At 36.6% G+C, this 20,003-nt stretch carries 21 protein-coding genes and 1 pseudogene; 15 read left to right on the plus strand and 7 right to left on the minus strand.

Annotated features, from left to right (window positions below; genetic code table 11):
* Positions 1-221 precede the first annotated feature (221 nt).
* Positions 222-2,057 (plus strand): glutamine--fructose-6-phosphate transaminase (isomerizing), encoded by a 1,836-nt coding sequence (gene glmS, locus CALKRO_RS01130; protein WP_013429300.1) that lies wholly within the window; start codon positions 222-224, stop codon positions 2,055-2,057.
* Positions 2,058-2,135: 78 nt separating this feature from the next.
* Here the strand turns inward: glmS and CALKRO_RS01135 are convergent, their stop codons facing one another.
* On the minus strand, positions 2,136-2,465 hold the full coding sequence (locus CALKRO_RS01135) for a winged helix-turn-helix transcriptional regulator (RefSeq protein ID WP_013429301.1): 330 nt from the start codon (positions 2,463-2,465) through the stop codon (positions 2,136-2,138).
* Positions 2,466-2,594: 129 nt separating this feature from the next.
* Here CALKRO_RS01135 and CALKRO_RS01140 point away from each other — a divergent pair, with 129 nt between their 5' ends.
* From CALKRO_RS01140 to CALKRO_RS01155, 4 genes are all read left to right on the plus strand, one after another.
* Positions 2,595-3,149, plus strand: a complete 555-nt coding sequence (locus CALKRO_RS01140; RefSeq protein ID WP_013429302.1) for a flavodoxin family protein — start codon at positions 2,595-2,597, stop codon at positions 3,147-3,149.
* Between the two features lie 295 nt (positions 3,150-3,444).
* Entirely contained in the window at positions 3,445-3,888 is a 444-nt protein-coding gene (locus tag CALKRO_RS01145) for a type II toxin-antitoxin system RelE/ParE family toxin (RefSeq protein ID WP_013429303.1), read from the plus strand.
* A gap of 92 nt (positions 3,889-3,980) precedes the next feature.
* Positions 3,981-4,355, plus strand: coding sequence for a helix-turn-helix domain-containing protein (locus tag CALKRO_RS01150; protein ID WP_013429304.1), 375 nt, complete (start codon positions 3,981-3,983; stop codon positions 4,353-4,355).
* A complete protein-coding gene (locus CALKRO_RS01155) occupies positions 4,352-4,792 on the plus strand; it encodes a protein-export chaperone SecB (RefSeq protein WP_013429305.1) in 441 nt (146 codons plus the stop codon). Before CALKRO_RS01150 ends, CALKRO_RS01155 begins: the two co-directional genes overlap by 4 nt.
* Here CALKRO_RS01155 and CALKRO_RS01160 read toward each other — a convergent pair.
* Both CALKRO_RS01160 and dinB read right to left on the minus strand, forming a co-directional pair.
* Complete coding sequence (locus tag CALKRO_RS01160) at positions 4,785-5,018, minus strand: hypothetical protein (RefSeq protein WP_013429306.1); 234 nt, start codon at positions 5,016-5,018, stop codon at positions 4,785-4,787. The genes CALKRO_RS01155 and CALKRO_RS01160 overlap by 8 nt on opposite strands.
* A 45-nt stretch (positions 5,019-5,063) precedes the next feature.
* Positions 5,064-6,299, minus strand: a complete 1,236-nt coding sequence (gene dinB, locus CALKRO_RS01165; RefSeq protein WP_013429307.1) for a DNA polymerase IV — start codon at positions 6,297-6,299, stop codon at positions 5,064-5,066.
* A 468-nt stretch (positions 6,300-6,767) separates the two neighbouring features.
* Here dinB and CALKRO_RS01170 point away from each other — a divergent pair, with 468 nt between their 5' ends.
* The 7 genes and pseudogenes from CALKRO_RS01170 (at position 6,768) to CALKRO_RS01195 (ending at position 13,867) form a co-directional block, all read left to right on the plus strand.
* Positions 6,768-8,048: an RNA-guided endonuclease InsQ/TnpB family protein gene (locus CALKRO_RS01170; protein ID WP_013429308.1), complete on the plus strand. Its 1,281-nt coding sequence runs from the start codon at positions 6,768-6,770 to the stop codon at positions 8,046-8,048.
* 69 nt (positions 8,049-8,117) lie between these two features.
* The gene (locus CALKRO_RS01175; protein WP_013429309.1) at positions 8,118-8,360 is read left to right on the plus strand and encodes a hypothetical protein; all 243 of its coding nucleotides are present in this window, start codon (positions 8,118-8,120) and stop codon (positions 8,358-8,360) included.
* A gap of 192 nt (positions 8,361-8,552) precedes the next feature.
* Positions 8,553-8,693, plus strand: a pseudogene (locus CALKRO_RS13460) (IS607 family transposase); the annotation flags it as partial.
* An 18-nt stretch (positions 8,694-8,711) separates the two neighbouring features.
* Complete coding sequence (locus CALKRO_RS01180; RefSeq protein ID WP_013429310.1) at positions 8,712-10,175, plus strand: IS200/IS605 family accessory protein TnpB-related protein; 1,464 nt, start codon at positions 8,712-8,714, stop codon at positions 10,173-10,175.
* A 154-nt stretch (positions 10,176-10,329) separates the two neighbouring features.
* Positions 10,330-10,992, plus strand: a complete 663-nt coding sequence (locus CALKRO_RS01185) for a Yip1 family protein (RefSeq protein ID WP_013429311.1) — start codon at positions 10,330-10,332, stop codon at positions 10,990-10,992.
* A 19-nt stretch (positions 10,993-11,011) separates the two neighbouring features.
* On the plus strand, positions 11,012-12,658 hold the full coding sequence (locus CALKRO_RS01190) for an HlyD family efflux transporter periplasmic adaptor subunit (RefSeq protein WP_013429312.1): 1,647 nt from the start codon (positions 11,012-11,014) through the stop codon (positions 12,656-12,658).
* Positions 12,659-12,679: 21 nt separating this feature from the next.
* Positions 12,680-13,867, plus strand: coding sequence for an ABC transporter permease (locus CALKRO_RS01195; protein WP_013429313.1), 1,188 nt, complete (start codon positions 12,680-12,682; stop codon positions 13,865-13,867).
* Positions 13,868-13,981: 114 nt separating this feature from the next.
* On the opposite strand, the gene CALKRO_RS01200 is transcribed toward CALKRO_RS01195, so the two are convergent.
* The gene (locus tag CALKRO_RS01200) at positions 13,982-15,232 is read right to left on the minus strand and encodes a SufB/SufD family protein (protein ID WP_013429314.1); all 1,251 of its coding nucleotides are present in this window, start codon (positions 15,230-15,232) and stop codon (positions 13,982-13,984) included.
* Positions 15,211-15,951, minus strand: a complete 741-nt coding sequence (locus tag CALKRO_RS01205; RefSeq protein WP_013429315.1) for an ABC transporter ATP-binding protein — start codon at positions 15,949-15,951, stop codon at positions 15,211-15,213. The genes CALKRO_RS01200 and CALKRO_RS01205 overlap by 22 nt, the downstream gene beginning before the upstream one ends.
* Positions 15,952-16,122: 171 nt before the next feature.
* On the opposite strand from CALKRO_RS01205, the gene CALKRO_RS01210 reads away from it, so the two are divergent.
* Positions 16,123-16,449, plus strand: a complete 327-nt coding sequence (locus tag CALKRO_RS01210; protein WP_013429316.1) for a cyclic-di-AMP receptor — start codon at positions 16,123-16,125, stop codon at positions 16,447-16,449.
* A gap of 1 nt (position 16,450) precedes the next feature.
* Positions 16,451-17,380: an NAD(P)/FAD-dependent oxidoreductase gene (locus CALKRO_RS01215; protein WP_041741480.1), complete on the plus strand. Its 930-nt coding sequence runs from the start codon at positions 16,451-16,453 to the stop codon at positions 17,378-17,380.
* A 44-nt stretch (positions 17,381-17,424) separates the two neighbouring features.
* Here the strand turns inward: CALKRO_RS01215 and CALKRO_RS01220 are convergent, their stop codons facing one another.
* Both CALKRO_RS01220 and CALKRO_RS01225 read right to left on the minus strand, forming a co-directional pair.
* Positions 17,425-17,772 carry a hypothetical protein gene (locus CALKRO_RS01220; RefSeq protein ID WP_013429318.1) on the minus strand — a complete coding sequence of 116 codons (348 nt, stop codon included), beginning with the start codon at positions 17,770-17,772 and terminating at the stop codon, positions 17,425-17,427.
* A gap of 120 nt (positions 17,773-17,892) precedes the next feature.
* A complete protein-coding gene (locus CALKRO_RS01225) occupies positions 17,893-18,111 on the minus strand; it encodes an FmdB family zinc ribbon protein (protein WP_013429319.1) in 219 nt (72 codons plus the stop codon).
* A gap of 245 nt (positions 18,112-18,356) precedes the next feature.
* Here CALKRO_RS01225 and CALKRO_RS01230 point away from each other — a divergent pair, with 245 nt between their 5' ends.
* A complete protein-coding gene (locus CALKRO_RS01230; RefSeq protein ID WP_013429320.1) occupies positions 18,357-20,000 on the plus strand; it encodes a LytS/YhcK type 5TM receptor domain-containing protein in 1,644 nt (547 codons plus the stop codon).
* Positions 20,001-20,003 lie beyond the last annotated feature (3 nt).

Here is a 20,003-nt window from a genome sequence, read left to right on the forward strand (position 1 = left end):
CGCATTTTTTCCAGAGGTTGACGAGGACTGGGGAGAATCGAGGTTTTCGGCGGGTGCCCCAGCGGGGTTTTGCCTTTTTCCCTCGTAACTTTCTGCTACAAACCCCGGAAGGCAACTTCTGGGACAAAGGCAGAAAGAAAAAAGGCTTATATCCTTGTATTTGCTGTGACAAATTAGCAGCTTGGAAATTAAATATAAAGCTCAAGAGGAGGACAAAAACAATGTGCGGAATTGTTGGCTATGTTGGCACAAAAAACTGTGTTCCTATTTTGCTCTCTGGGCTTAAAAGACTTGAGTACAGAGGATACGATTCTGCCGGTGTGGCAGTTATCGATATAGATAAATCAAAGATTGACATAGTAAAGACAAAAGGAAGGCTTACCGTTTTGGAAGAGAAGCTAAATCAAAATCCCATTGAAGGTTTTGTTGGGATTGGTCATACAAGGTGGGCAACACACGGTGAGCCATCTGATGAAAATTCGCACCCGCATGTGAGTCAAAACGGCAAGATTGCAATTGTTCACAATGGAATCATTGAGAACTATTTGAAGCTGAAGGAATTTCTCATAAAGAAAGGTTACACTTTTGCATCAGATACAGACACAGAGGTTGTTGCTCATCTTATAGAGTATTACTATGACGGTGACATTTTAGATGCATTTATAAAGACTCTTGAAAAGATACAGGGGTCATATGCGCTTGGTGTTCTTTGTCTTGACAGACCGGATATGATACTTGCAGCAAGAAAAGACAGTCCATTAATTGTGGGACTGGGCCAGGATGAAAACTTCATAGCATCAGATATCCCAGCTATTCTGGAGTACACAAGAGATACCTATATTCTTGAGGAAAATGAGATTGCCATTGTGACAATGGATAAGGTAGAGATTGTAAACACTGAAAAAGAGTCAGTTAAAAAAGAGGTATTTCATGTTACATGGGATGTATCAAGCGCGGAAAAAGGCGGCTATGAACATTTTATGATAAAAGAGATAATGGAGCAGCCAAAGGCTATCAGAGATACCTTGACAGGAAGGCTTCCAGACAGTGGTTTTGAAGTGAACCTTGATGGAATTAAGATTACCAAAGAGGATTTACAAAAGCTTAATAAAATATTTATCGTTGCATGTGGCACAGCATACCATGCGGGGATTGTCGGAAAACATGTCATTGAAAAGCTTACAAGAATTCCTGTCGAGGTTGACATTGCAAGCGAGTTCAGATACAGAGACCCAATCGTAGATGAGAATACATTAACAATTGTGATTTCCCAGTCTGGTGAGACAATAGACACACTTGTTGCAATGAGAGAGGCAAAGGCAAGAGGTTCAAGAACGCTTGGTATTGTCAATGTTGTTGGATCGTCAATTGCAAGAGAGGTAGATGACTGTCTTTATACATGGGCAGGACCAGAGATTGCGGTTGCATCAACCAAGGCTTATACAACACAGCTAATATGCCTGTATCTTATTGCGCTTGACTTTGCGACAAAGCTTGGAACAATTTCCTATGAAGAGTTTGCAAATATCAGAGATGAAATAAAGAGACTTCCTGAAAAGGTTGAGTATGTTCTGACACACAAGGAGAACATTCAAAAATATGCATCAGAGCATTTCAATGCAAAAGACATCTTTTATTTGGGAAGAGGTTTGGACTTTGCGGTTGCAATGGAAGGATCTTTAAAACTCAAAGAGATTTCGTACATTCACTCAGAAGCATATGCAGCAGGTGAGCTAAAGCATGGAACAATAGCACTGATTGAAGACGGAACATTTGTAATTGCGCTTGCAACGCAAGAGAAGCTTTTTGAAAAGATGGTGAGCAACATAAAAGAGGTAAAATCCCGTGGTGCTGTTGTGTTATCTGTTGCACAGGAAGGAAATACCGAGATAGAAAATGTGTCAGACCATGTTTTATATATTCCAAGAACGCTTGACATTTTAGCACCAGTTTTGACGGTTGTGCCTTTGCAACTTTTTGCATACTACACAGCAGTCCAGAGAGGCTGCGATGTTGACAAGCCAAGGAACTTGGCAAAGAGTGTGACTGTAGAGTGATTTGAAAGGGGACTTTTATTTAAAGTAATAGAAGGGATAAGTGGTTACAGCTATATCAATTAAAAAAGACTGTATCACTTATCCCTTAATTTTTTTATATCTTTCTCCCCACTCATACATCGCATCAAGAATAGGTTTTAGACTAAGCCCGAGCTCTGTAAGCGTGTACTCAACCTTTGGTGGAACCTCTGGGTAAACCTTTCTAATAACAAGTCCATCCTTTTCCATTGACCGCAGCTGCTGTGTGAGAACTTTCTGGCTAATGCCATTAATAGATTTTAGAAGCTGGTTAAACCTTTTTGTACCATCCATGAGCTCTCTCAAAATAAGGATTTTCCATTTACTGCCTATCAAGGTCAGCGTAATTTCCACAGGACAGAGTGGCATATTATCATTTGAGTTTTTCAAAATTCATAACTCCTTTTTTCTTTGAGGTTACCTAAAATATAGTATATCACAAAAAAGTACCTACTTGCAATTATATACTAATAGTAGATAATATATTATTTGTAATCAGTGTAAGGGAGGAATTATAAAGTGAAGATAATAGGAATTGTTGGCAGTCCGCGCAAAGGTGGCAATACAGAAATTTTGGTTGAAAAAATCTTAAGCGGTGCAAAAGAAGCAGGGCTTGATGTGGAAATATTTAAATTGAATGAGCTGAATATTCATCCCTGCCAGGGATGTAATTTTTGCCAGGAAAACGGCAGGTGCAAACAGCAAGACGACATGCAAAAAATATATGATGCGATGTATTCTGCCGACGCACTGGTTGTTGGCTCTCCAATTTACATGAGTTATATAACTGCCCAGACAAAAATCTTTTTAGACAGACTTTATGCCCTTTTAAAGATTGGAGAAGGTCCAAGAATACCTGCTGGCAAAAGGTGTGTGCTTGTATATACTCAAGGCGGCGGCACAGATGGTCAAAAGGTTATGGAAGAGCTCTCTATGTTTTTTAAAGATGCACTGGGAATGGATATAAAGGCAATAATCGGGGCTAACAATCTTAATCCCATTGGTGCAGTGAATGAAAGAAAGGATGTACTTGAGAGGGCTTTTGAGGTGGGAAAAGAGATTGTGAAAGGGTAATAAAATTTAAAATTTGAAGATAGAAGTTAATAATTGCAGTAAATAATTACAGTAGGGATAAGTGCAATTGCTGAAAATTGAGAGCTCAAATTTGCACTTATCCCTAAATTTTTTCTTGTTGAAAATGGTTGATAAAAGAGTTATATTTATGATTAGAAAGAGGATTTTCCAAAAAGAAAGTTAAACGAATTTAAATGAGATTGGAGTGGGAAGTCAAAGTCTTGAAAATGCAAAAAGATCAAGAATGTTGTTGACAATATAACTTATAAGTTATATAATTGAGGTGTTTAATTCAATGTTACATAAGCTTAATAAAATAGTTTATGTAGAGAATTACGAGAGCGATTATGTATATGCTCATCCTTCTTTAATTGATGATTTAGATGAAATTTTGAGTGAAAGTGGGAAAGAAACTGATTTTGGAAAACAATTTAGAAAGAAAATTATTTTTTTAGAGAACCTAAAGAAAAATTGTATTCAACAAAAAAGCTTTGAGAGATTAAGCAAGCACTGTTATTTATATTCATTAAGAGTGATGGGTGTTCATAATATTCGAATATTGTTTGCTTTTTTTGCTTTGCAAGGAAAAGAAATAGTAATATTACTTAATGCTTTTCCTGAAAAAAGTAAGAGCACAAAAAATAATCCAAAAAGTTATTCATATGCGATTGAAAAAGCAGAAGAGCGAATAGAAGAACTAAAATCTGTATATGAGGACTTACAACTAATTACAAGTTGAAAGATAGAGGTTATTGATTATAAATCACGTGCAAATGGATATAATATAATAAAAGTAGTTTGCCAAAAATAGTTTGCAGGGAGATGAGAAAAATGTTAGATAATAAGAGATTAATTTCAGCCTACAAAATAGTTGAAAAATATACAAATGAAGAAGATAAAAAGTATTTTGAACTGGACGACATTTTAGTAGACATTGCTGTAAAGATTATCCAATATAGAATCAAAAATAATCTTTCCCAAAAAGAATTAGCTCAAAAGCTTGGAATTAGTCAGGCTATGGTGTCAAAACTTGAAAGTGGGGATTATAATCCTACTGTAAAAATGTTATATGAAATTGCTAAAAAACTGGGGTTTGAACTTGAGATAGAGTTTAGAGAAAAGACTGAATATGAGGAAAATTGGGTGGAAAGTAGTGAAGAGTTATTGGATGAAGTTATAAACAATGAAGTAGGTGAGGCTGCTTGATAGAAATAGGAAATTTAAAGGCAGATTTTCAACTTGTAAGTACGCGTGTTGTAAAATTTGAACTTGAGACAAAAAAAGAAGAAAGTGACGAGATTGAAGTGGAACTTAAGTGTGATTACGATATTGAGGAAATTGAGGAAAATAATGAGATATATATAGGGGCTGTTCAATTTAAAGCGGCATTTGAAGGAAAAAAGAAGAATAAAAAGTTATTTAAAATTCATATAGTGTATGAGGGGTGTTTTGCTGGGAAAAAAGAAAAACTTGGATTGGAAGATTTTAAGAACATGCTGGAATTAAACGGTATAATTACCTTGACTCATCTTACACGTTCATATATTATGTCATGCACAGCTTTAGCAGGGTTTAACCCGCCTCTGAGACTACCGTTGATAAATGTACATAAGCTTAGAGAGATGAAACATAAAACTATGTAAATTCTACAAACCACCTATTCTCATCATAAAAGAGATACAGCATTTTTGAGCGGACAAGGATTTTATATCTTATGCCTTGTCCGCCTGATTTTAAAGAGGCAGCATTTCTCTTTTCTATGATTTTGTCAATCTCATATGTTTTTCCATCAAACCAGACAAACGAAATTGGGGTTATTTCTCCTTCCTTTGAAAAGTGAGCATAAACTTCTACAAATATTTTTCTCATTTTAAAAACCCTCACTCTCTCATGTTTGTTTTGAAAAACAAAATTTTATTTGAAGAATGCGACAGGATGGATTTTGTTGTGCAGAGGAATCTCGCAAGGCAAGTTAGATTTAGTCAAAAGTATTGCTGGCAAAACTGCGCTCTGCCCAAACCTTTTTCGAATTTGGTCAACCGTCTTTTCAAGCTGTTCTAACTTGAACTTTTTCAAACTGTCAAACTCAAGTTGATAAAATGAGTTTGCACAGACAAGATCTAAAGCTCTTACGCCAAATGACCTTATGCTATTTTTAAAGCTCCAATTTTTTTTGAATATCTCAAAAGCTTTTTGAGCTATCTCTCTTGCCAAAAAAGTGGGTGTTTGGAGTTTTTCTTGCCTTGTGATTGCAAAAAGAGAGCTATCTCTTATCCAAACTTGAATGGTAAAACATTTTAAATACTGTTGACGAAGCCTTTGCGCAACAGATTCAGAAAGCATTCTAATAACATATTCTGCATCTTCATAGCAAGTCAAATCTCTTGGCAGTGTTATGCTATTGCCAATTCCTTTGATGTTGTCTTCAAAAAGTGGGGGAGTAACAGGTGTTGTGTCAAGCCCGTTTGCGAATATCCAGAGTACCTCACCCCATTTGCCGAGGATTCTTCTAAGATATTCAGGGGAGCTTTTAGCTATATCACCTATTGTGTAAATTGCTCTTGAACTGAGCTTCTTTTCTGTTGCGCTACCGACATACAAGAGGTCTTTTGCAGGCAGTGGCCAGACAATTTGTTTGAAATTTTCTTTTGTGATAACTGTCACAGCATCAGGCTTTTTGTAGTCACTCCCAAGCTTTGCAAATACCTTGTTAAAGGACACTCCAATTGAGACTGTAAGTCCTAATTCTCTTTTTATCCTTTCTTTGATTTCATAAGCAATCTTTCTGCCACTTCCTAAGATTTGTGTGGACTCTGTTACATCAAGCCAGCACTCGTCAATTCCAAAAGGTTCTATTAAATCTGTATACTCAGAGTAAATTTGTTGAGCAAGCTTTGAAAATCGAATATAAAGGGGAAAATTAGGTTTTAATATAACAAGGTTTGGACATTTTTTCAGCGCCTGCCATATAACATCTCCTGTTTGAATCCCAAATGCTTTTGCAATCTGGTTTTTTGCAAGAACTATCCCATGCCGAAGCTCACTCTCACCACAAACAGCAACAGGCTTGTTTCTCAGCTCAGGCTGATAAAGACATTCAACAGATGCATAGAAGTTGTTAAGGTCACAGTGCAAAATCACCCTGCCCACTTTTTCTCACCTATAGAACATAAGTTTGTATATATTATATCACCGAAAATATGTTTGGTAAATAGAAATATTAGGCAAAAATCTGTGCCGCTAAAATTAAATAAAAAGAAAAAAGCTAAAATAATTATATTGAAATTGGAAATATATAATTGATATAATTGAAATGCAAAAGAAAATATTTAGCAGAAAGAGGAAGAACTGATTGTGAAGAAAAAGATATGGTTATTTTTCTTAATAATATTACTTATTGTGACAATAACAATTATTTTTGGGACAAACCTATATAAAGAGTATCATTCGACTCCAGAAAAAGCTATAAAATTTTACAGAGAATCAGCCAGAAAGCACATCCCCTTCAGGGGATTGTGATGAATGGGTGTCTTTTTCTTCTCTTGAACTATCTTGAGAGTACGGGGTATAATAGAAGTAGCAAAAAGTTTTTCGGTGCTATCAGGAGAGTTGAAAAGAATGACAAAGGTAGAAAAAATTAAGCAAACACGGCAGCAAACTAAAGAAAGAAGAAAAAATCAGATACCTGTGATGTATCAACTAAAAATTAATCTCAACTCTGCCTCAGAAGAAACAAAAGAAAAACTTTTTAAATTGTTTTTAGAAGCGAAATGGCTGTACAACTACATTGTTGCTGACATTGAAAACAGACTTGACAGTAATGCAGAAAAGTTAAAAGAAGTTGAAATAAAGGTCGGGGAAAATTTCGAAAAAAGAAAAATTGAAAATCTCAGTTCACAGATGAAGCAGGCACTAAGAGAAAGAATAAAGCAGAATTTGTACTCTCTTCATGTACAAAAAGAAAACGGATATAGAACAGGTAAACTGCAATTCAAGCATTGTGTTAATTCAATACCCCTTAAGCAATACGGGAACACTTTCAAGTTTGGTAACCAGCAAAAGACCATAGTTAAGATACAGGGTATTAAAAAACCTTTGAGGGTACTGGGTGGGCATCAAATTCCCGAAGATAGCGAAATAGCAAAAGCAGAACTGGTAAGAAGACCAAGTGGCATTTATCTTTTTGTAACCTGCTACATAGACAGGGATAAACACACAAAAGTTTGGGAACAAAGAAAGAACAAGAAAGGTGTAGTAAAACCGAGGGTATGGCAGATATTCGATGTTGCTGCTGGAATTGATTTTAAGCCTACTGGACTGGTACTATCAAACAGGCTCAAACTTGAATGGCGGATAAAGGAGACAAAACGCTTGAAGGAGTTGCAGAAACAACTTGCACGCCAGCAGAAAGGTTCTAAAAGATGGTACAAAACAAAGGAAAAGATTGCAAGAGAGTATGAAAAGTTAACGAACATCAAGTATGACATAATTAATAAAACCTGTTCATTTTTGTACAGATACAGGAAAATATGTTTTCAGGAAGACAATATCAAGAGCTGGAAGGATGGATATTTTTCAAAATCAGTACACTACAGCGCAGTAGGGACAATTAAGAGAAGACTGAGCGACAGTCTTCGGGTTTCTACTGCGGTGGTCAAAAGCAACGTACCAACCACAAAAACATGTAGCAGTTGTGGCAGTCAACAGAAAATTTCGCTATCTGACAGAATTTTCAGGTGTGCAGTGTGTGGTCTGGAAATTGATAGGGATTTAAACGCAACGATAAACATGTTGAAGGAAGTAGGGCTGGACCGGTCCGAACTTAAGCCCGTGGAGTGGGAGACCGCTGCCAGGATATTCAGGGGCAATCCCTATATCCTGGTAAGTCATACCACGTAGAAGCGGGAAGACCAACCCCTGAAGAGGAATCCTATCCCCTTCAGGGGATTGGGAGGAGGTCAAGTGTTTATGAGGAATGGTCCTTGGGCAGCAAGTAAAGTGACTATCATAAAAGGTAACTCATATAATCAAGCATCCGATTTTCAGCAATGCATAGTTAAAGGGTATAGGGATAGAAAGACAGGAATGGAAGTGATGTTTTTTTATTTAAGTAAAGATGAAAATGGTTTGTGGAAGGTAATTTCAGTTGGAACAGGGCCGTTAATAAAATCGATGGTAAGGACAAATAATATAAGGCTAAATCCGAAATAATTCCTAAGGTAGAGTGTATATTACAAAAATTTCTTGCAACAAACAAAAACTTAAAATATAATATTTACAGCAAATTTAAAATTGGTCAAAGTATAGAATTTTATTTTGTGCGTATATCAAAAAATTTTGAGGAGGTCACAACAGTTGAAAATAACAATACAAAAAGGTATAATTTTGACCAAATGATGTTGAATGTTGCTAAGTATTCAAAAAATTAAAGAGATACATGCTATCTGTCGAAGAACACTAATAAACTGGGAGAAGGAAGAGTTAATAATACCTCTCAGGGTACCTTTTGCTATACATCTTTTGCAGCAAGAATTTACGGACAAAGAGGGGCAAAAAAGCATCATGGTAACAGTTCAAGCCAAGCTAATTTTTGAAAGCAGGGAAGATAAGCAAAAAGTCCTGGACCTTATGAGAAGATGGTCCTCTTGTATGAGATATGCATACAAGAGGTTACTTGAAGGTCACAAAAGGAATGAACTCAAAAGGCAGCTGCAAGGAATTTTTAATCTTAATTCCCGATACATTGATGATGCAATAATGAAAGCAAAAAGCATTTTGACCTCATGCAAAGAAAGAGGAGAAAATCCTGAAAAGGTCATTTTTGGTGGTAGGCAACTTTTTGAAAAACTAAAGAGGCGGCACATAAACGGCAAAGCAAATAGGAAACTTCAACTTAAGTGGCAGGAGAAAAGGAAGGGGAGTCTGTACTCAAGAGGAGACAGGAGCAAGAAGGGAAATCTCAATACAAGAATTGAGATAGACGGAAACTTCACAAAACTCAGGATTAATGTAGGGGAAAGAGAGTACGTATATGCGACGATACAAGCTGGATGGAAGATGAAAGGTAAGACATACATGGATAGGAACCTACTGCTACAAGCGATAAGCAGCTCAAGTGGACCTTATTCTGTAGAACTGAAACTCAAAAACGGTGTAGTATATGCCTACTTCACCGTTGAAGAAGTTTTCCCCAAGCCTGCGATAACAAAAGCAAATGGAGTTATAGGGATAGACACTAACGCATATCCAAAGAATGTTGCATGGGCAGAAACAGATGAGTACGGACAGTTTCTGGGATATGGCAGAATACCACTTGAGAAGCTTGAGAGTGGAAGCTCAAGCAAGAGAGAGTATTACAGGTGGCAGTATGCACACATGATAGTACAAATGGCGAAAGAGAAGAAAAAAGCGATAGTAATTGAGAACCTTAGCATACAGGACAGGGGCAGAAGAGGAGATTTTTCAGGTAGAAAATCAAGACGGATAAGGCACTATTTTGGGTACAGGTCACTTTTGGAAAAGGTAAAACTTCTGGCAAAACGGGAAGGAGTAGAGGTTATAGAAGTAGACCCTGCGTATACTTCGGTAATAGGTATGTTGAAGTATGCACCGCAGCTTATGGTGAGCAAGGATATTGCGGCAGCGTATGTAATAGCGCGAAGAGGACTTGGCTTGAGAGAAAGGATACCGCACAATTATATGCTGCTTCTTAGTAGTCTTGATACAAACAGCCTGGAAGAACTAAAAGAATATGTAAAGAAGGTGGTTAAGAACCCGAACGTTAGGAGAAAACAACTCAAAGAGATAGATAGGGTGATAGTGATTTTACAAAGCTCTGGGAGTGAGCCAGGGAGGCTATCCGTGCCTCTGGATGGAACAAGCGCGGGTAGTCGTGGCAAAAAACACAATCCCTGGCGAGTTCTTAGGGTAGCGGTGGTAACGCCACTCTCCCCTGACAGAGTCCTGCGTGATATGTCTGTCTTGAAATCGCTTTTGATTTCAGGGCAAGTGGGGAGACCCACTTAAAAGGGCGTAAGTTCCTGTTTCTTGGGGCAGGGGCTATGGCTTTCCCAAATACCGCCTGCTGGGGCTGGGAAAGCTTTGATGGGCGGACTACAAATACCCCAGCCGCCAAACATGTGCTAATGTGCACAGTTTGGTTGACCAGGAGTTTTGAAAAATGGAATATTTAAAACCTTCAAATCTTCTAAATCTTGTCATATCACCTACTAAAGTATTTCAGAAAATAAAAGAAAAATCAGATTTTTTAGTTTTAGTACTTATAATATCATTAATATCGGCACTTTCTGTTCTGTGCATACCAAAGATACCTGACGAGGTTTTATTAGAACATGTGAAGAAAACAGTTGAAGACCCTAATTTGCAAGAAACAGCACTAAAGAGTTTAAAAGTTACAATGTCACCTGTATTTTTAGCAGCAACAACATTTGTAAAAGATATTATTTCATTTTTTATAGTCTCATTTATTTTGCTCATAATTGTCAGGCTCGCAGGTGGCGAGATTGACTACAAAAAGGCACTTACAATTGTAGCTGTTGCAAATCTTGTAATGATTCCTTATTACATTTTCTATGCTATATATGCCAGGGTCATAAATTTAAATATGCTGGATGTCCAAATGGATTTTAAATATTTTATAAGAACATACCTACATGTATTTTCTATCTGGCGGTATGTACTGATTGGTGTTGGAGTTTTTACTGTCTGTGAACTTAACAAAGCAAAAACTGCAATTGTTACAGCTGTGTATACTATAATTACCCTCATAATGCCAATTATTTCGCTGTTTTCGCAAAACATTATGAAGTTTGGTGCTAAATAGAAAAGGAGAGTATTCTCATATGCAAAATAGTGCAAAAGGACTAAAAAATTGGCAAAAAGTAGTAATCATAGTTTTGCTTATCTTAGTGGGATTTATTTTAACACTTGTTTTAACAATGCCGTCCGGAAGCAAAAAGAATGCTTCATCTAAGCCCAAGACTGCAAAAGTACAGAAGATTTCTTTGAAGCAAAGCCTTTTGGTATCTGGTACTGTGCAAAGCAGAAACACAAAAAATGTTATATCAAAAGTAAATGGAACTTTAGAAAAAATTTTTGTCAAAAACGGGCAGTATGTCAAAAAAGGAGATTTAATCGCTAAGATAGATGACAGCCAGGCAGTTTTTAAGATAGAGACTTTGAAAAGACAGCTTCTTGATCTTGAACTTCAAAGAGAAAATTTTCAAAGACAGCTTCAAAACTTTATCTTAAAATCTCCTCAAGATGGATTTATCCAAAACCTTGTGGCAGAAGAAGGCTTACTTGTCAGCCAAGGAATGCAGCTAATGACTATTGTAGATGATTCAAAGATGAAGCTGAGCGTGCAACTTCCTGCCTGGTGCTATGGAAAGGTAAAACAGGGCCAGAAGACAGAGGTTGTGGTATCAGACCTTATGGATAGGGTCGACGGTGTTGTTGCAGGCTTGGGAAGCAGGATATACAAAAATCAGGATGGTGCGATGGTGTTTGATGCAAAGGTGGCAGTTTCAAACAAAAATGGTAGTTTGACTGAGGGTATGAGGGCAAGTGTAAGTTTAAAGCTTTCAAACGGTGAAAAAGTGACATCGCTTAGCGAAGGTATTTTAGAGGTATTTTCAAAAAAGAGCATTGTAAGTCCTGTGTCTGGCAGAATAGAAAAGGTTTTTGTTGAAAATGGGCAGAAGGTAAAAACAGGTAGCTTGCTTTTGAAATTTGCGACAGATGATATCGAGATGCAAATAAAACAGCTTGATTTGAAGATAGAAGATGTAAAATCCCAGATAGAAGCAGCTGAAGATGATTTAAAAAACTATAAAATTTTATCACCAATTGGTGGTAAAATAACTGATTTAAATTTTCAGGATGGCGATATTGTCACTGCAGGGCAGCTGATATGTTCAGTATATGACCCGAAACACCTTGTGATAAGTGCTCAGGTAGAAGAACTTGACATTTTGAAAATAAAGCCAGGGCAGAAAGTTAACATAAAACTTGATGCGGTAGGAAGTACAAAGAGTAATTCTATAGAAGGATATGTTACAGAGATTTCTGAAAAGGCTCAAGCAGATAGTAGCAGCATCTCAAAGTTTGTTGTTAAAATAGAGTTTGAAAATAACAACAGTATAAAAATTGGGATGCACGCAGAAGCAGAGATTATCTTAAAGTCCAAGGAAAATGCGCTTGTTGTACCAGTTGAAGCAGTTCATAAGGAAAATGGAAAATATTATGTGTATGTTTACACACAACAAAAGGCTAAAACTTCTGAGAAAAACAAAGATCAAAAAACCAGCCAGAAAAAAGATGAGTACGGACTTGACAGCTCTTACTATAAAGATGCAGAAAAAAGACAGGTCAAACTTGGTATGACAACAGATAAATATGTTGAAATTTTGGAGGGACTTACCGAAGGCGAAGAAGTAGTGCTACCAAAGTTTGATAGTGAAAAACAGGGTCAAAGTCTTTTTTACTAAAAAAGGGGAAGATGTTGCAAGATGGAGAAGTTTTTGCTTGCTTGTAAGATGGCAATCCAGAGCATTTTTCTCAACAGGGTAAGGTCATTTCTGACACTTCTTGGTGTTGTCATAGGAGTTGGAGCGGTGGTTGCAGCTGTGGGGCTTGCTGAAGGAACAACAGCCGGTATTACGAAAGAGATAGAAAAACTTGGCACAAACATTGTGTATGTTATTATAAATCCAGCTTCAAGGAGTGAAGATATTTCAGTTGATGAATTCTTAGAATTTGCAAGAAAAAATAGCGATGTTATTTTGGGTGTAAGCCCATTTGTTCAATATCCTGCTCAAGCACTTTTCAGAGGAAAAAAAGAGGAGTGCCAGGTTATTGGTGCAACAGCCGAGTACATGATGATACAAAATCTTGCACTTTCAAAAGGAAGGTTTGTAAGTCCTGTAGACAGTGATTTTAGGCAAAAGGTGGCGGTTGTAGGTTCAAGGATACAAAAAAAGCTATTTGATAATAAAAATCCTGTAGGGAATGAGATAAATGTAAATGGTCAAGTTTTCAAGGTGGTTGGAGTTTTAAAAGAAAAGCAGGGCAGTAGAGATAACACAATAGACGACAGCGTTATAGTGCCTTTATTTGCTTTGAATAGTATGTTTGCAGGTGACTATGCTCTTATAAAAAATTTTTTAGTTCGCACAGTTTCTTCAGAGAAGAATGGAGAAGTTAAAAAAAGAGTAAAAGCATATTTGAGCGGTATTATAAAAAAAGAGGAAAACTATTCGGTTTATGATATGTCAGAGCTTATGTCGGCGCTCAGTCGAATAACCTATCTTTTAATGATAATCCTTGGAGGTATTGCTACAATTTCTCTTGTAGTTGGTGGAATTGGGATAATGAACATTATGCTTGTATCTGTAACAGAAAGAACAAGAGAAATTGGAATTAGAAAAGCAATTGGGGCAAAGAGAAGTGATATAAGAGTTCAATTTCTCATAGAGTCAATGGTTATAACAGGTGTTGGTGGTATAATTGGGATATTACTTGGTTTTTTAGTGATAGCGGTGGGAATTTCAAAGATTCCTGGAGTTGAGCCTGTGTATTCTTTAAAGTGGGCTTTTGTAGCTTTTGGGATTTCTGTTTTGACAGGAATTATTTTTGGAATGCTTCCAGCAGAGAAGGCAGCACGCTTGAATCCTATTGAGGCGCTGAGGTACGAATAAAAATATAAAATGGGCAAGGTAGCAAACCCTTATAAGAGTTGAACATAGAAGAAGCTTTAACTTTCCAAATAGTACGGATAATAGCTCAGGTTTTGCCACCTTGCCTCTTTATTTTTACATATTTTCTTCTTGTGTTTGCAGAATAAGCTCTTGAACGTAATTTTCAAGTTGTTTTGGAAGACCAAGTATCTTTACATCCATGAAACCTTGAGTGATTAAGGATATTGCCTCATCTTTTGAAAGTCCCCTGCTCATAAGATATTCAACTTCTTCCTCAGCAATTGGACCAATTGCAGCCTCATGTGAAAGATGACTTTGCGGTGCGCCATCTGATAATAGTTCTGGCACAGCGTACATAAGTCCATTGTCTGATAGAAGAATTCCTCTACAGTCAAGGTGTGCTTTTGATACATTGTGTCTTGCTTCTAAAATTCCGCGCGAGTATATCTTTGCGCTGTCTTTTACAATTGCCCTTGATATTGCTTGACCACTTGAATTTTCACCTTCCAGTATTATATGTGATCCCATGTCAATTTCTGAGTCTTTTAATCCGTAGAGCAAAGAGTTAAAAGAAGCAACAGCGTTTTTACCTTTCAAAACCGCAACAGGGAATGACTGTATTGACTTTACAGGCTTTAGAAGAACATAATTTGAAACAAACACAGCATCATCTTCTACAACCGTAACCCCGCGTGGTCTGACATAGAAATCTTCTGCCCAGTTGTGAACCATTGTAAATGTGAGCTTGCTTCCTTTTTCAAGATAAAACTCAGAAATTCCAATATGAAGTCCTTCTTTAACTTTTGGTGCTGTTGCGCATCCGTTAATTATTTGAACCTCAGCACCTTCTTCTAATATGACAATATTGTGGACGTTTTGTATCCTTGCATTTTCCTGCAAAAGCAGACACGCCTGTATTGGCTTTTCCACCTTCTGCCCTTTGAACACTCTTATAAAATACCCATGGGCAGGATGCATTGCTGAAAATGCAGTGTATTTATCCTTATCAGGCTTTACCGCTTTCCAGAGATACTTTTCGCGAACCTCTGGATACTTTTCCAAAGCTTCATTTATATCCAAAATCTCAATCTGGCCATGGTACCTTTGCTGAAGTCTTCTGTATACAACAGAGTGGTCAAGTTGCAAAAAACTTCCTGACCGACCTTCTTCAGATACCTCTATTCCTGCATTTAGTATTGTCTTTTGAATCTCTTCTGGAAGTTTAGATAGCTCTGAAATCTGTTCTTTTTCTTCTGCTTCTTCAAATTGGGAAAGATCAATGTCTTGTCCATAAGCTGCCTTTTTATTTAAAGCTGACTTTGCAAGCTCTAAAATCTTTTCATCTATATAGTGTCTTGAAGACAATTTTCACACCTCCCGAACCCATTCTGTCTAATCTCTTCAAATAAATCTTCAGCTGAACCTGAACATACAAGTTTTCCATCCATCAAAATGTGACCTTTGTCTGCGCTAACATAATCCAAAATGTACCCTGTGTGTGTAACAATCAAGCCGGAGGTGTGACGCTTTTTTATCTTTTCACCTTTCAGAAGCTTTTTAATCAGATTTCCCAAAAGGGTAATGTTGTCAAGGTCAACACCTGACTCTGGCTCATCCAAAAGAACAAGGCTTGGCTTTTGACACAAAAGCTGCAGAAGTTCAGACCTTTTCATCTCACCACCAGAAAATCCATAATTTACTTCTCTTGATAGGTGTTCTTCTAAATTTAAAATTCTTGCATATTCTTGTATGTCAGCATCGGTGTTTCTTATAGATTTTATTATTTCAGCAAGCTTTTGAAGTTCAACACCTCTTATAGCTGGTGGTTTTTGGAACATCATTCCAATTCCAAGTTTTGCTCTTTCATGTGTTGGCATGTATGTGATGTCAATACCATTGAAAATTATCTTGCCGTACGTTATTTTGTATTTTGGAAGACCCATTATGCTCATCATGAGTGTTGTCTTTCCACTTCCGTTTGGACCAAATAGAATATGAGTTTCTCCGTCGGGGATGGTAAGTGAAACTCCTTTTAAAATTTCTTTTGAGCCAACCTCCACATGAAGGTCAACGATTTCAAGCATTTTTGTAACATCTCCTTGTCAAAATAGATTTAAAATTTTCTAACTTAATTATTATACCACCAAAATTGCATTTGCTAACAACAAAGATTTGGCATAAAATCTAAATCAACTTAAGAAAATTGTGGTAAAATAATATCATAATTGATTTTTTATAAAGGGTGAATTTAAAAAATGAAATTAGTTTTGGCCATTGTGTCAGAAGTGGATAGAAATAAACTGAACCTTGCACTTATTGAAAATGGTATTCCTGCAACAATTATATATTCAACAGGTGGTTTTTTGAATAGGGGCACTGTTACATTCATGATAGGTGCTGAAGATGACAGGCTTGATGAGGTGATTGAGCTTATAAAAAAGAATGTATCAGAAAGGAAAGAGGTTTCAAAGTCTACTTTGCCACCAGCGCTGCAGAGCTTGTTTTTTGTGAGCAAACAAAAGATTGAACAAGGCGGTGCTGTAATTTTTGTATTAGATATTGAAAACTTCTTGAAAGTTTGAAATGATAGTTTTAAAATATACCCTGTATGGGTATAATAATATGGGGGTGAAGTTGAAGATGATTTATGATTGTGCTGTGATTGGGGCAGGACCAGCGGGCTTATCTGCTGCTATAAATCTTGCTCAGACAAACAGAAGTGTTGTTGTATTTGCAACAAAACAGGAAGACTCCAGTATCTACAGGGCACCTGAAGTGAATAACTACCTCGGATTTCACGGTGTAACAGGAAAAGAACTTTTGCAGTCATTTTATGATCATGCAAAAAAAATGGGTATTGAGATTATCTACAAAAAGGTAATAAACTTTTACAAATCAGGTGATATCTTCACGATAAATGCAAACAACGAGTTTTTTGAAGCATATTCTGTTATTTTAGCAATTGGCACACCAAAGAAAACTCTTTTAGAAAATGAGTCTGAGTTTGTAGGAAGAGGAATTTCGTACTGTGCTGTTTGCGATGGAATGTTGTATAGAGGAAGAGATATTGCAGTGATTGGGGAAAGTGAGGAAGCTGAAGAAGAGGCTGAGTATTTGTCTGAGCTTGCTCAAAAGGTATATTATATACCACTTTACAAAAAAAATAAGTTTCATTTTAAAGACAATGTTGAGATTGTTTTGGCACGTCCAAAAGGTGTATATGGAGAAGATTTTGTAAATGCATTAGAGCTTGAAGACAGGATATTAAATGTTGATGGAGTTTTTATAATAAGAAAGACTATGCCTGCTGACCAGCTAATTTATGGACTTGAATTTACAGAAGATGGGCACATAAAAGTTGACAGCAAGATGCAAACATCTATTGAAGGACTTTTTGCAGCAGGCGATGTAGTGGGAAGGCCTTATCAAGTTGCAAAAGCTGTAGGTGAGGGTCAGATTGCCGGGCTTTCAGCCTCAACATATGTGAAGATGGTAAAAGAAAAGCAAAAGTAAAAAGGACTGATTCGGCGAAAAGCCGATGAGGTCCTTTTTGATTTTTACTCCCAGTACAACAGGCTCAAAAACATATTTGCAAGCTTTGCCTGCTCTTCAAGAGTGTTTTGAGGTGTTGTACCAAAATATATAGGTACGATTTCTCTTGATTCCAAAGTCCACAAGAATGCTTTGAATTTTGGGTATTTATGGGTATTTTGCTGCATAAACCACAGAAGGTCGCACAGGTTTTTGTAAAGATCTGAGTTTCTTTCTCTTTCCTGTTTGAATTTATTCAAATCTACAATGAGCTCAAACACCTTTGCAATCTTGTATCTGAATTCATCTTGTGCACTACTATTTTCAAAACTTTTGCAAAAGTTCTGGTAGCTTTCGCAAAATATCCTATACATTGTACCTCAACCGGAAAATTTGCAGGTTTTAAAGACTATTATACACCAGCTGCTAAAAAATTTAAAAACAAAAAATAAAAGGGCAGCTGTGAAATGTTACCGCCTTAAGCCGCCCTCTTATTAAAACCCACAAGACCCACCGCAGCATCCGCTTGAGCATGAATATCCGCCGCTGTCTGAACGCGAAGATGAGATTATATTGACGCTTTTGAAAACTGCCTCAAGCTCATGACTGTGGCAGTTTGGACATTCAATCTCTTTGTTTTCCCTCTCTTTAATTGATGCTCTAACATTGAACTCCTCACCACAATCTTTGCACCTCAAATCGTAAAATGGCATACCTTATACCCCCTTAAGAACAATGAATATCTTAATATTTATTATAAGCAGCATTGAATATTATGTCAATATACTATAGTAGGGTATACTTAAAAAACGAACAAATATCAACTAAAATGAAATGCATTTGAGTATTCAAGAGATTACGCAATATATCTTTAAGCATTTGTTTTTATGGTATAATCATTTTTGAACCAACAAGAAAGTTGAAAAAAATAATAAAACGTTTTGAGGGTGAAGGGTATATGCATGAGGTATTTTTTAACCTGGCAGAAAGATTAGGTGTAATTGTCACGTTGGCTTTTTTTCTCTCAAGAACTAAATTGTTTGGCAATATACTGAACCAGCAATTAAATATTATTCAAAAAGTAGGGTTAATAATAGGCGGAGGATTATTTGGGATATTAGGGACATATTGGGGAATACCAATTAAAGGTGCAATTGCAAATTCGCGTGTGATAGGACCTGCTATTGTTGGCATCATTGGGGGACCTTATATTGGTCTTTTGGCTGGATTCATTGCAGGGTTTCATCGCGCTTTGCTGGGTGGTTTTACTGCTGTTGCTTGTGGTATTTCGACAACTGTTGAGGGACTTATTGCAGGTTTGGTGGCTAAAAAATTTTCTGATAAGAAATTCAAATGGTATTTTGGAATTTTAACAGGAATGAGTATAGAGATGCTCCAGATGATTATTATTTTAACTTTAGCAAAACCTTTTAAGAATGCGCTTGACTTAGTTGAAGTGATTGGAATTCCAATGATTGTAATCAATGGCATAGGTATTGGTATATTCCTGCTAATCCTTGAAAATGTTATTGAAGAAAAGAAGAAGATAGGAGCAGTGTTTGCAGCAAAAGCTTTGCATATTGCAAATGAAACCTTGCCAATTTTAAGAGAAGGGTTGACTGTAGAGACAGCAAAGAAGGTTGCTGAGATAATCTTGAATAAAACTGATGCAGATGCGGTTGCTATTACAGATAGAAATTCAGTGCTTTCATATGCAGGTTGTGGGAATCATAAAGAGATTATCATAAAGGCGATAGAAGACCAAGAAATGTTGCGAACATTGGAAAAAGGAGATATATGCACAATTTCCGAAAAAGAAAATAATAAAGGTGATAGTAAAGACAACAATTTGACTACTGCAATTATTTGCCCATTATTTATTAAAAACAACTTGATAGGAACCTTGCAACTTTTTTATAATCGTTTCGTGCAGCTTAACGAATTTACAACAACTTTCGTCAAAGGTTTATCGCAATTGATTTCTACTCAATTGGAAATTGCTGCTTTAGAGAAACAAACTAAACTTTTAGCAAAAGCTGAACTAAAAGCTTTGCAAGCTCAAATAAACCCGCATTTTCTGTTTAACTCCCTAAATTGTATAGTTGCACTTTGCAGAATTGACCCTGAAAAGGCAAGAGAACTAATAATTAAGCTAAGTGAGTATTTTCGACGCAATCTCAGAGAATGGGACCCTTTGATTCCTCTTTCTGAAGAATTAGAAAATGTAAATTTATATCTTACTTTTGAAAAAGCAAGATTTTCAGACAAGCTACACATCGAATTTGATATTAACAATGAGACGACTACTATAAAGGTACCTCCATTTTCTGTGGAGACATTAGTTGAAAACGCTATAAAACATGGATTGCTGCCCAAAAAGGGAGGTACTTTACAAATAAAAGCCTCAAAAAATGGTCATAAAGTTGTGATTGAGGTTGCTGATAATGGTATTGGTATAAATGGAAATGCAAAGGATGGAGTAGGACTGACAAACTTAAAGGAGAGGCTGAAGAATCTTTTTGGGGAAGAGGGAGAACTTGTTATAACCCCTAATGAAAAAGGAGGAACGATTGCACGATTAATTATACCTATTACGCATTAAAGG

The sequence above is a fragment of the Caldicellulosiruptor kronotskyensis 2002 genome, assembly GCF_000166775.1.
Lineage (GTDB): Bacteria > Bacillota > Thermoanaerobacteria > Caldicellulosiruptorales > Caldicellulosiruptoraceae > Caldicellulosiruptor > Caldicellulosiruptor kronotskyensis.

What these genes read in the sequence shown, in the direction of transcription:
- glmS (WP_013429300.1), top strand. Translation starts at nt 222, where the DNA reads ATGTGCGGAATTGTTGGCTATGTTGGCACAAAAAACTGTGTTCCTATT.
- CALKRO_RS01145 (WP_013429303.1), top strand. Translation starts at nt 3,445, where the DNA reads ATGTTACATAAGCTTAATAAAATAGTTTATGTAGAGAATTACGAGAGC.
- CALKRO_RS01150 (WP_013429304.1), top strand. Translation starts at nt 3,981, where the DNA reads ATGTTAGATAATAAGAGATTAATTTCAGCCTACAAAATAGTTGAAAAA.
- CALKRO_RS01160 (WP_013429306.1), bottom strand. Translation starts at nt 5,018, where the DNA reads ATGAGAAAAATATTTGTAGAAGTTTATGCTCACTTTTCAAAGGAAGGA.
- CALKRO_RS01170 (WP_013429308.1), top strand. Translation starts at nt 6,768, where the DNA reads ATGACAAAGGTAGAAAAAATTAAGCAAACACGGCAGCAAACTAAAGAA.
- CALKRO_RS01175 (WP_013429309.1), top strand. Translation starts at nt 8,118, where the DNA reads ATGAGGAATGGTCCTTGGGCAGCAAGTAAAGTGACTATCATAAAAGGT.
- CALKRO_RS01180 (WP_013429310.1), top strand. Translation starts at nt 8,712, where the DNA reads ATGGTAACAGTTCAAGCCAAGCTAATTTTTGAAAGCAGGGAAGATAAG.
- CALKRO_RS01185 (WP_013429311.1), top strand. Translation starts at nt 10,330, where the DNA reads ATGGAATATTTAAAACCTTCAAATCTTCTAAATCTTGTCATATCACCT.
- CALKRO_RS01190 (WP_013429312.1), top strand. Translation starts at nt 11,012, where the DNA reads ATGCAAAATAGTGCAAAAGGACTAAAAAATTGGCAAAAAGTAGTAATC.
- CALKRO_RS01195 (WP_013429313.1), top strand. Translation starts at nt 12,680, where the DNA reads ATGGAGAAGTTTTTGCTTGCTTGTAAGATGGCAATCCAGAGCATTTTT.
- CALKRO_RS01205 (WP_013429315.1), bottom strand. Translation starts at nt 15,951, where the DNA reads ATGCTTGAAATCGTTGACCTTCATGTGGAGGTTGGCTCAAAAGAAATT.
- CALKRO_RS01210 (WP_013429316.1), top strand. Translation starts at nt 16,123, where the DNA reads ATGAAATTAGTTTTGGCCATTGTGTCAGAAGTGGATAGAAATAAACTG.
- CALKRO_RS01215 (WP_041741480.1), top strand. Translation starts at nt 16,451, where the DNA reads ATGATAGTTTTAAAATATACCCTGTATGGGTATAATAATATGGGGGTG.
- CALKRO_RS01220 (WP_013429318.1), bottom strand. Translation starts at nt 17,772, where the DNA reads ATGTATAGGATATTTTGCGAAAGCTACCAGAACTTTTGCAAAAGTTTT.
- CALKRO_RS01225 (WP_013429319.1), bottom strand. Translation starts at nt 18,111, where the DNA reads ATGCCATTTTACGATTTGAGGTGCAAAGATTGTGGTGAGGAGTTCAAT.
- CALKRO_RS01230 (WP_013429320.1), top strand. Translation starts at nt 18,357, where the DNA reads ATGCATGAGGTATTTTTTAACCTGGCAGAAAGATTAGGTGTAATTGTC.